We start from the raw sequence: 9,420 nt of genomic DNA, 5'->3' as shown, positions 1-9,420 counted from the left end.
CGGGGCGTTCCAGGGTGGGGCGGGTGGCGTGGACGGCGGCTCCCGCGCCGAACGACACCCTTCGCGGTGCAGGCGGGCGACGGCGTGAGCGGTGGCGCAGTCGGCATCCAGGGTGAGCAGGACGTCGAGGATGGCCCGCGAAAGCGCAGGACCTTGACGTGAGGGCGGGCAGCCTTGACCAGCTCGGCCAGGGCCACATCGCCATCGACAAGACACTGGCCACCTCGGCCGAGGTCCAGGTCGGCGACCGGATGCCGCTGTATCTCCCGGACGGCACCAAGGTCCGTCCCGTGGTCGTCGCGGTCTACGGTCGCGGCCCCGGCCTGGCCACGGTCACCATGGACCGAGCCTCCCTCAACGGCCACGTCACCCAGCACTTCGACAGCACGCTGCTGGTACGAGGTGGTTCGGCCGCGCCGCTCGCAGCCCTGGGAGAGGTCACCGATGCCTCCGCCTACACCACTGAGCTGAGCCTCGACGCGAAGACGGGCGCTTGGTCGAACTACATGATGGCCGCGGTTTTGGGCGGCTTCGCTGCCATAGCCGCCATCAACACCTTGGTGATGACGGTCCTCGACCGCCGCCGCGAGCTGGACACCTTGCGTCTCGTCGGCGCCACCCGCGGCCAGGTGATGCGGATGCTGCGCTGGGAGGGCCTGCTGGTCTTCACCGTCGGCCTCCTTCTCGGCACCGCGATCGCCGCGGCCACACTGTTCCCAATGATGAGCGGTCTGACCGGCGAGGCTCCCTATGTGCCTCCGCTGATCTACGGGGCGTTCGCGGCAGTCGGCGGAATCCTGTCGTTGCTGGCGGTCACCTTTCCGGCCAGAGCAGCACTGCGCCGGTGGTCATAACGCGCGGCAACCAGCACGCGGTGCGCAGCACACCCAGCAGCTTGCCGGGGTCCGTCAGGCATCGCACGCGCGAGAGATCGGCAGGCGCGGCAGTCGGGTTGTTCTCAGCGTGGCAGGCCGTCGAGGATGAGGTCGAGGGTGAAGTCGAAGCGGTCGTGCCCTGTACCTGAGGTCAGCTCGGCGGCGTGCTTGCGGGTCTTGGGGAACGTGTCGGCGGGCAGCGCGGTGAAGCGGCGGACCAGTTCGTCGTGGCTGAGCACCCACTCGTCGTCCTCGCTCTTTCTGCGCCGCAGAACCAGGGAGTGTTCCAGCGCGTAGCCCGCCACGTAGAGCGAGAGCGCGTCCATGGCCCAGGCGGCGGCCTGCGGCTGGACGTCTCCGGCGAGCAGGATGGCCAGCAGGCCCTCGCTGACGCGCAGGGTCTCCAGGTTCGTCGGCACCATGGCCAGTGCCGCCCGCGAGATGCCCGGGTACTCGAGGTACAGATCCCGCATCTGGGTCAGGACGTCACGCAGTTGCTGCCGCCAAGCGGCGGGGTCGGGTTCGGGGAGCTCGATGCGCGAGCACAGGCGGCCGACGATCAGGTCGTCGAGGTCGTCCCGGTTGACGATGTGCGCGTACAGGGCGGACGGGGCGGTGCCCAGGACGGCGGTGACCCGGCGCACCGTGAGCGCGTCGTAGCCCTCGGTCGCGCACACCTGGAGGGCCGCGTCGGTGATCCGGTTCAGCGTCAGCGGCTCGCGGCGCTGAGCAGAGCGGGCGGTGGTCGTGTCGGACTGAGCGTGACGGGCGGCGCGGCGCTGCCTGGGGTCGGTGGCCATGCGTCCATTGTACCGAGATCTGAACTAAGTTCATCGAGGAGTATCCTGTTCATTAGTACTGAACAAAGTTCATCCGGACGAAGCGAGTGCCTCGCCGCCTCGCCTCCCCCTCTGGAAGGGAAACCGCCATGACCGTCAAGACCGCTCTGATCACAGGGGTCGGCCGCCAGGCCGGGCTGGGCTTCGCCACCGCCCGGCAACTCGCCGGGGAGGGCTTCCACGTCGTCCTCACCGCCCGCCGCCTGGCAGCCGTCGAACCGCTGGCCGCACGGCTGCGCGAAGAAGGACATGAGGCCACAGCCCTGCGCCTGGACCTGTCTGACCAGGGCAGCATGCGCGAGGTGGCCGACCGCCTCGCCCGGGATTTCGGCCGCCTTGACGCCCTGATCAACAATGCCAGTGCCATGCCCGACTTCCGGGTCCTGTCCGCACTCGATGCCGACATGGACGACGTGCGCGCCGCGATGGAGGTCTCCGTGCTGGGCCCGTGGACGCTGACCCAGGCACTGGTCCCGCTGCTGACCGCGGCGCCCGCCGCGCGGATCGTCAACGTCTCCAGCCTGTCCGCCCAGCAGATCGCCACCGGCCTGGATCTCGGAGCGCCCCTGCGCTCCCCGGCCTACTCCATGGCCAAGTACATGCTCAACGCCCTCACCGGCGTCCTGGCCCGTGCACTGGCGGATACCCGTGTCCTGGTCAACGCCGTGGACCCGGGCAACACCGCCACGCATCCCGAGCGCGGCGACGACGGAACCGACCGCCCGGCCGCCGAGAGCGCCCGCGACATCGTCCGGGCCGCCACCCTGGGCACCGACGGCCCCACCGGCCAGCTGTTCAGCGACGGCCGCACCTCCGTCTGAAACCCGCTCCAGGCCCCGCGGCGCCCGCGAGCCCGAATCGAGAACCACGTATGTCCGACACTCCCGCCCTCACACTCGCCGACCGACTCTCCGTACCGCCCGACCGGCGCTGGTGGATCCTGGCCGTGATCTGCCTGGCGCAGCTCATGGACGTCCTCGACGTCACCATCGTCAACATCGCCCTGCCACATGCCCAGGCCGACCTCGGCTTCTCCGACGGCGACCGGCAGTGGATCGTCACCGCCTACTCGCTGACCTTCGCCAGCCTGCTGCTGCCGTCGGGGCGCGTCTGTGACCTCGTCGGCCCGCGCACGATGCTCCTGATCGGCCTGGCCGCATTCGCCTGCGCCTCCGCGCTGGGCGGCGCCACCCCGAACTTCGGCATCCTGGTCACCGCCCGCGCCCTGCAAGGCGCCGCCGGCGCGGTGATCGCCCCAGCCGCGCTGGCCCTCCTGTCGACCACCTTCACCCAGACCAAGGAACGGGCCAGAGCGTTCGCCGTGTTCGGCGCGGTCTCCGGTTCCGGCGCCGCGGTCGGCATGCTGCTGGGCGGGGCCCTGACCCAGTACCTCGACTGGCGCTTCACTCTCTACGTCAACGTGGCCATCGCCGCAGCCGCGATCATCGGCGCCCTGCTGCTCATCCCGCGCCGGCCCAAGCCGGAGCAGCGACCCCACCTGGACGTTGCCGGTACCGTCCTCGTCTCCACCGGCTTGTTCTGCGTCGTCTACGGCTTGGCCGCCGTGGAGTCGCACCCGTGGAGCTCCCCGGCCACCTGGGGTTTCCTGACTGCCGGCGCCGTCCTGCTCGCGGCTTTCGCCTGGTGGCAGAACCGCACCGCCCACCCGCTGCTGCCCCCGCGCATCATCGTGAACCGGAACCGCGGCGGCTCCCACCTCGCCATCCTCATCGCCGGGATCGGCCTGTTCGGGGCGTTCCTGTTCCTCAACTTCTACCTCCAGGGCACCTTGCACTACACGCCCCTGATGACCGGGCTGGCGTTCCTGCCCATGGTCGGCACCCTGGTGGTGGCCGGCGGGATCGCCACCACCCAGCTCTACCCGCGCCTCGGCGCCAGGGTCCCGGTCGCCATCGGCATGCTCATCGCCGCAGCCGCCATGGCCTGGCTCACCCGCATCGGCTCCCACAGCACCTACGCCGAAGCCGTCCTCGGCCCGCTGCTGGTGTTCGGGCTCGGCATCGGCGCCACCATCGCTCCCGCGATGAGCGCCGGCACCGCGGGGGTGCGACCCGGGGACGCGGGCATCGCCTCCGCCACCGTCAACGCCGCCCAGCAGATCGGCGGCTCGACCGGCACCGCGCTGCTCAATTCCCTGGCCGCCTCCGCACTGGCCCGCTACCTCGTCGGCAAGGACCCTGCCAGCCCAACCGACCGCGCCGACGCCGTGCTTCACAGCTACAGCACCGCGTTCTGGGCCACCAGCGCGATCTTCGCAGCGGGAGCCGTCGTCTGCGGCCTGATCCTGCCGACCCAAAGACCCGACCCGGCCGACCTCCCCCCACCCACCACGTGACACCCCCCCCCCCCCCCCCCCCCCCCGCCCGCGAGACGGCGCCGCCGGACCATCTCCCATGACACCGGGGAGGCAGCCCACCACCAGCTCAACCCGAACCCAAGCAGTACATGCGCTTCGACGCGACCGCGTGCGGACGGCGCATGCTGGGCAGTTGGTCGGCCCGCAAGGTGTTCTTCCTGCGAGCCTGCGAGAATGGTTCGGGGAAGTCCACGCTGGTGGAGGCCATCGCCGAGGGCTTCGGCCTGGATTCCTGGGGCGGCTTGGAACTGCTCGGCCACATCGACCAACTGGACAAGAGTGGCGGGCAGCGGTGCCGACCACGCGTCGGGCCGGTGGCTGCGCTCGGCCGGGCGGGCCGCCGCCCACGGCGAGGTGAAGATCGTCGATCCCGCCGGGCGCGAGGTGGAGCCGGGGACGGTCGGTGTGATCGCCCTGTGGGGCGATCACATCATGCAGGGCTACTGGCGCAAGCCCGAGGAGAGCGCCGCGGCCCTGCGCGGGGGGGGGGCTGCACACCGGTGACGGCGCCTGCATGGACGAGGAGGGGTACGTCTTCGTGGTCGACCGCCTCAAGGACATGATCGTTTCGGGTGGCGAGAACGTCTACTCGGCCGAGGTGGAGAACGCGATCGTCCGGCATCCGGCCGTCGCCTCCTTCGCCGTGATCGGTGTACAGGACGCCGACTGGGGCGAGCGCGTCCATGCGGTCATCGTCCTCAGGGCGGGGCGGACCCTCACCGCGGAGGAGGTCCGCAAGCACGCCAAGACCCTGATCGCCGGGTACAAGGCGCCCCGCAGCGTCGAGTTCGCCGACGCCCTGCCCCTGTCACCGGCGCGCATGATCCTCAAGCGCGAACTGCAGGCGCCGCGCTGGGATCAGCACGACCGCGCCGTCCAGTGACCGCCGCCGCCAGGGGCGCGGCGGCGCGGGGCGTCAGGTGGTCTCGCGGACGATGAGCTGCGGGACGAGCAGAGTGCGTACGGGGGTCTGCTGCGGCTTCTCGATCAGGGAGCGCAGCAGCTCCGCGGCGCGGGCGCCGGATTCGGCGAAGGGCTGGCGGACGGTGGTGAGGCCGAGGGCCTCCGCGAGCGGTCCGTCGTCGAAGCCCGCGACGGCGACGGCGTCAGGCACGGTGACCTTGGCGGCGCGCAGCCCCGCGAGGAAGCCCGCGGCCAGGAGGTCGTGGTGGGCGATGACCGCGGTGGGCCGGTCGGCGCCGTGTGCGAAGTCTGCGGCGCACGTTCGTGCGGAGGGCAGGTCGTTGCCCGCGAGCACCAGGTCCTCGAAGTCCGGTGCGGCGCCGTCCGTCTCGCGCAGGGCGCGGGTGACTCCCTGGAGCCTGAGCTTGCCGGCGGAGGTGTAGGCGGGCGAGCGGTAGGGCTCGTGCAGGTAGGTCAGGCGCCGGTGTCCGCGGCTCAGCAGGTGGCGGGCCAGCAGGTAGCCGGCCTGTTCGTCGTCGAAGGTGACACTGGAGAACTCGTCGTTGAGTGAGTCCACCAGCACGGTCGGCGGCCCCCACTTGTGCAGGCGGTCGGCGCCCTTCTTGCCCAGCGGCACACCCATGACCAGCAGTCCGTCGACGTCGCCGCGCACGGGCAGGGTCTCCAGCATCGGGGAGGCGGACTCGGTGGCCGGCGGGGTGTCGTGCACCACGACCTCGACGTCGTGGTCGCCGAAGGTCTTCAGGATGCCGACCAGCCGGGTCCCGTACGTGGCGTAGCTGCTGAAGGGTGCCACGACGGCGATGCGTCCGCTGCGGCGGCGGGCCCGCTCGGAGACGGTGCTGCCGGGCCGGTAGCCCAGCTCACCCGCGACCGTGATGATCCGGTCGCGGGTCTTCGGGCTGACCCGGTCGGGGTGGTTCAGCGCGAGCGAGACCGTCGAGATGCTCACGCCTGCGGCCTCGGCCACCTGATAGATCGTCACGTCGCCTTTTCCCACCTGAGCAGCCTATACAAGCCCGCCCGACTCCCGTCATCAGATGGTTGACCGGCCTTCGATCGAAGTTTAAAGTGTTTTGTCGAAGCACTTCGATGGAGGTTTGATGGTGAACGTCCCGGAGCTGGCCCGCGCCGCAGGCGCCGAGCCCGCCGTCGTGGACTGGCTCGTGGCCCTCGGTGAGATCGCGGAAGGCCTTCCCGAACTCCAGTCCCCCGATCCGGCCCGCCGCCGCCACGCGGCGCTCGTCCTGTCCGACACACTGGCCAGGCGGTTCACCCTGACCGGCGACGCACAGTGCACGGTGAGCGAGCATCACGTGCCCACCCGGGCCGGTTCGGTCACGGTCCTGCGCTATCAGCCGCCCGGGCAGGACCGGGTGGGGCTCGGGCACCTGTCCCTGCACGGCGGCGGCTTCACCCTGGGCAGCGTCCAGGAGGTGGTCAACGACCGGCTGCTGCGCCACCGGGCCGCGGCCAGCGGCGCCGACATCTTCGCCGTGGACTACCGGCTCGCCCCCGAGCACCCCTTTCCCGCCGGTCTTGAGGACTGCGTCGACGCCTTGCGCTGGCTCATCGACGCGGCTCCCCGGTTCGGCATCGCCCCCGACCGCATAGGCGTCGGCGGCGCCTCGGCGGGCGGCAACCTCGCCGCACTGGTCGCGGCGCACGCACGCGACAGCGGCCTGCCGCTGGACCACCAGATCCTCGAGGTCCCCGGAGCGAGCCTGCACATCGACCAGGACGACTCCTACCAGCGTTTCAGCACGCTGTCCGACTTCGGCGACCTCACCGAACTCCGCGCCCTGTACCTGGGCACCGGCGCCCCGGCCGGCCCGTGGACGGCGCCCGCCGAGATCACCGACCTCAGCGGCCTGCCGCCCGCCCTGGTACTCACCGCCGAACTCGACCCGCTGCGCGACAGCGGCGAGCGCTACGCGGCCCGCCTCGCCGACGCCGGCGTACCGACCCGGACCTGGCGCGCTCCCGGTCATCTGCACGGCTCGGTGTCCCTCACCGGGACGTCAGCGACCGCACGTGAGTGGCAGCACCGCGTCATCGACTTCCTGCACGCCCGGGCCCGCCGCACCGCCGGCGCCCTGTCCTGAACGGAGAACCACCATGCCCGTCGACGCCCACCTCATCCGCGCCCTCACCGCGCTCGGCATCCCCGCCCCGGAACCGGCCGACGACCCCGAGGAGCAGCGCAAGGCCGCCTTCGAGTTCGAGCAGGCGGTCTACCCCCACCTCGGGGCGACCGCGCCCGAGGTGCCGGTCCGCGAACACACCGTGCCGGTGGAAGGCCACCCCGACGTGCTCGTCCGCCTCTACTACCCCGGCGAGCCGACCTCCGGTGCCGGCCTGCCGGTGTGCCTGCACTTCTTCGGCGGCGGCTGGCGCCAGGGCGGCATCCACCACCCCAGCGTCGCCACCCACTGCGCCGTGCGGGCAGCCGAGGCGAACATCGTCGTCGCGGCGGTCTCCTACGCCCTGGCTCCCGAGCACCCCTACCCGACCGCGCTCGAACAGGGCTACGCCGCCCTGGAGTGGCTGGTGCGCGAGGCCGGTGCGCTCGGCGTCGACCCCCGGCGCATCGCCCTGTCCGGGCAGTCCGCGGGCGCCAACCTGGTGGCCGCGCTCACCCACGTCAACCGCGACCGGGCACGCCACCCGCTGGCCCTGCAGATCCTGGAGGTCCCCGGCCTCGATCTGACCCTGGGTCACGTCGACCGCGACGCCATCGAGATCACCGAAGCGCAGTGGGGCGATCTGGAGCACATGATCGCCGCCTATGTCCCCCGGGCCGAGGACCGGCGCTCCCCCTACGCCTCACCGCTGCTCGCCGAGGACCTCGGCGGCCTGCCGTCCGCCTACATCCTCACCGCCGAGTGCGATCCCTTCCGCGGCGACGGCGAGGCGTACGCGGCGGCCCTCGCCGCCGCAGGTGTCCCCGTGGCGGCGCTGCGCCTGGTGGGCCTGACCCACGAGGGCGGCCTGTACGAGCGGGCCTCCCTGACCGCACGCGCCGGGCAGGCGGCCATCACCACCGCCCTGCGCACCCTGCACGACTGATCCGCGCCCCCGCCAGCAGAAGGACGACGATGACCTCCACCGTGGAACGGGCCGAGGACGCCGACACAGCGGCGTTCCAGGGCCTGCCCCAGCGCAGACTGTTCCTGCCGCTGTTCGTGTTCGCCTACTTCGGTGTCGCACTCGCCGCCGTCTCCGCACCGGCCGTCAGCATCCCCTTGCGCCTGTCGGAGCTCGACCCCGAGCACAAGACGCAGATGCTCTCCCTGACCGTCGCCGTGGGCGGCGTCCTGGTCGTGCTGATCACGGCACCACTGGGCCGCTTCAGCGACGCGTCGACCGCCCGTTCCGGTATCCGGCGGCCCTTCATACTCGGCGGCTCGCTCCTGGGCACCGTCGGCATGCTCGTCCTCGCCCTCGCGCCGAACATCCCGGTCATCATGGTGGGCTGGATCCTCTCCCAGGCCGGGTTCGCCTCGACGAACATGGCGCTCAACGCACTGCTCGCCGACCAGATCCCGGCCCGCATCAGGGCCCGCGTGGCGGCGATGTTCGGGCTCAGCACCGGTATCGCCCCGGTGATCGGCAGTTCGCTGGTGGGGGCGCTGCCGGGTGATCCGCTGTACTGGTTCGGCATACCGGCCGCGATCGCCCTCGGTGCCAGCCTCGGTGTGGTCCTGGTGCTCAAGGACATCGTGCGCACCCGGGCCACGCCCGTCGACTGGCGCAGCCTGCTGCGCAGCTACTGGATCAACCCGCTGCGGCACAAGGACTTCGCCTGGGCGTGGGTGTGCCGGCTGCTCATCACCATGTCGCTCTTCACCGTCATCACCTACCTGCTGTACTTCCTCACCGACCAGCTCGGCATCGACTCCGAGGACGCCCCGTCCGCGCAGGGCACCGTCCTCGGCGTGTACTTCGTCTTCAGCGTCGTCACCACCCTGGTGTTCGGCTGGGTCTCCGACCGCACCGGCAGGCGCAAGACGATCGTGTGGACCTCGGCCCTCCTCACCGCCCTCGGACTGCTGATCAGCCTCTTCGCCCACGACCTGACCAGCTTCTGCGTGGGGATCGCCCTCGCCGGAATGGGGCAGGGCGCCTTCGTCTCCGTCGACGTCGCCATGATGACCGAGCTCCTGCCCGACCTGGACAGCGCCGGGACCGGCCAGGCCGTCATCGCGCTCTCCTACCAGCTGCCCGCCCTCATCGTCCCCGGTCTCGCGACCTTGCTGCTGGCCATCGGGGACGGCGGGCCGAACTACATCGCGCTCTTCACCGCCGCCGTCATCGCCTCGGCGGCCGGCGGGCTGGCCGTGCTGCCGATCAAGAACGTCCGCTAGCGGCGCCCCCTCCCCTGCGCCGACCCCCTGAACTGGAG

Annotated in this window: 9 protein-coding genes and 1 pseudogene; 8 read left to right on the top strand and 2 right to left on the bottom strand. The window is 71.4% G+C overall.

Going from position 1 to position 9,420, the window contains the following annotated elements; all coding sequences use genetic code 11:
- Window positions 1–137 precede the first annotated feature (137 nt).
- Window positions 138–854: pseudogene (locus AB8Z36_RS20240) on the top strand (ABC transporter permease); the annotation flags it as partial.
- Between the two features lie 104 nt (window positions 855–958).
- On the opposite strand, the gene AB8Z36_RS20235 reads toward AB8Z36_RS20240, so the two are convergent.
- Window positions 959–1,675: a TetR/AcrR family transcriptional regulator gene (locus AB8Z36_RS20235; RefSeq protein WP_369214754.1), complete on the bottom strand. Its 717-nt coding sequence runs from the start codon at window positions 1,673–1,675 to the stop codon at window positions 959–961.
- Window positions 1,676–1,803: 128 nt separating this feature from the next.
- Here AB8Z36_RS20235 and AB8Z36_RS20230 point away from each other — a divergent pair, with 128 nt between their 5' ends.
- From AB8Z36_RS20230 to AB8Z36_RS20210, 4 genes are all read left to right on the top strand, one after another.
- On the top strand, window positions 1,804–2,535 hold the full coding sequence (locus AB8Z36_RS20230; protein WP_369214753.1) for an SDR family NAD(P)-dependent oxidoreductase: 732 nt from the start codon (window positions 1,804–1,806) through the stop codon (window positions 2,533–2,535).
- 50 nt (window positions 2,536–2,585) lie between these two features.
- On the top strand, window positions 2,586–4,070 hold the full coding sequence (locus AB8Z36_RS20225; protein ID WP_369214752.1) for an MFS transporter: 1,485 nt from the start codon (window positions 2,586–2,588) through the stop codon (window positions 4,068–4,070).
- Window positions 4,071–4,370: 300 nt separating this feature from the next.
- Window positions 4,371–4,595, top strand: a complete 225-nt coding sequence (locus AB8Z36_RS20215; RefSeq protein ID WP_369214751.1) for an AMP-binding protein — start codon at window positions 4,371–4,373, stop codon at window positions 4,593–4,595.
- Window positions 4,596–4,605: 10 nt separating this feature from the next.
- The gene (locus AB8Z36_RS20210) at window positions 4,606–4,974 is read left to right on the top strand and encodes an AMP-binding enzyme (RefSeq protein ID WP_369214750.1); all 369 of its coding nucleotides are present in this window, start codon (window positions 4,606–4,608) and stop codon (window positions 4,972–4,974) included.
- 33 nt (window positions 4,975–5,007) lie between these two features.
- Here the strand turns inward: AB8Z36_RS20210 and AB8Z36_RS20205 are convergent, their stop codons facing one another.
- Window positions 5,008–6,000, bottom strand: a complete 993-nt coding sequence (locus AB8Z36_RS20205; RefSeq protein ID WP_369214749.1) for a LacI family DNA-binding transcriptional regulator — start codon at window positions 5,998–6,000, stop codon at window positions 5,008–5,010.
- A gap of 118 nt (window positions 6,001–6,118) precedes the next feature.
- On the opposite strand from AB8Z36_RS20205, the gene AB8Z36_RS20200 reads away from it, so the two are divergent.
- Genes AB8Z36_RS20200 through AB8Z36_RS20190 form a run of 3 tightly spaced genes read left to right on the top strand, consistent with a single transcriptional unit; the run spans window position 6,119 to window position 9,382 of the window.
- Window positions 6,119–7,120: an alpha/beta hydrolase gene (locus AB8Z36_RS20200; protein WP_369214748.1), complete on the top strand. Its 1,002-nt coding sequence runs from the start codon at window positions 6,119–6,121 to the stop codon at window positions 7,118–7,120.
- A 13-nt stretch (window positions 7,121–7,133) separates the two neighbouring features.
- Window positions 7,134–8,084 carry an alpha/beta hydrolase gene (locus tag AB8Z36_RS20195; protein WP_369214747.1) on the top strand — a complete coding sequence of 317 codons (951 nt, stop codon included), beginning with the start codon at window positions 7,134–7,136 and terminating at the stop codon, window positions 8,082–8,084.
- A 29-nt stretch (window positions 8,085–8,113) separates the two neighbouring features.
- Entirely contained in the window at window positions 8,114–9,382 is a 1,269-nt protein-coding gene (locus tag AB8Z36_RS20190; protein ID WP_369214746.1) for an MFS transporter, read from the top strand.
- The last annotated feature ends 38 nt before the right edge of the window (window positions 9,383–9,420 follow it).

The sequence above is a fragment of the Streptomyces flavofungini genome, from assembly GCF_041028215.1.
Lineage (GTDB): Bacteria > Actinomycetota > Actinomycetes > Streptomycetales > Streptomycetaceae > Streptomyces > Streptomyces flavofungini_B.
This window is presented reverse-complemented; position numbering and strand designations above follow the sequence as displayed.

What these genes read in the sequence shown, in the direction of transcription:
- AB8Z36_RS20235 (WP_369214754.1), bottom strand. Translation starts at nt 1,675, where the DNA reads ATGGCCACCGACCCCAGGCAGCGCCGCGCCGCCCGTCACGCTCAGTCC.
- AB8Z36_RS20230 (WP_369214753.1), top strand. Translation starts at nt 1,804, where the DNA reads ATGACCGTCAAGACCGCTCTGATCACAGGGGTCGGCCGCCAGGCCGGG.
- AB8Z36_RS20225 (WP_369214752.1), top strand. Translation starts at nt 2,586, where the DNA reads ATGTCCGACACTCCCGCCCTCACACTCGCCGACCGACTCTCCGTACCG.
- AB8Z36_RS20210 (WP_369214750.1), top strand. Translation starts at nt 4,606, where the DNA reads ATGGACGAGGAGGGGTACGTCTTCGTGGTCGACCGCCTCAAGGACATG.
- AB8Z36_RS20200 (WP_369214748.1), top strand. Translation starts at nt 6,119, where the DNA reads ATGGTGAACGTCCCGGAGCTGGCCCGCGCCGCAGGCGCCGAGCCCGCC.
- AB8Z36_RS20195 (WP_369214747.1), top strand. Translation starts at nt 7,134, where the DNA reads ATGCCCGTCGACGCCCACCTCATCCGCGCCCTCACCGCGCTCGGCATC.
- AB8Z36_RS20190 (WP_369214746.1), top strand. Translation starts at nt 8,114, where the DNA reads ATGACCTCCACCGTGGAACGGGCCGAGGACGCCGACACAGCGGCGTTC.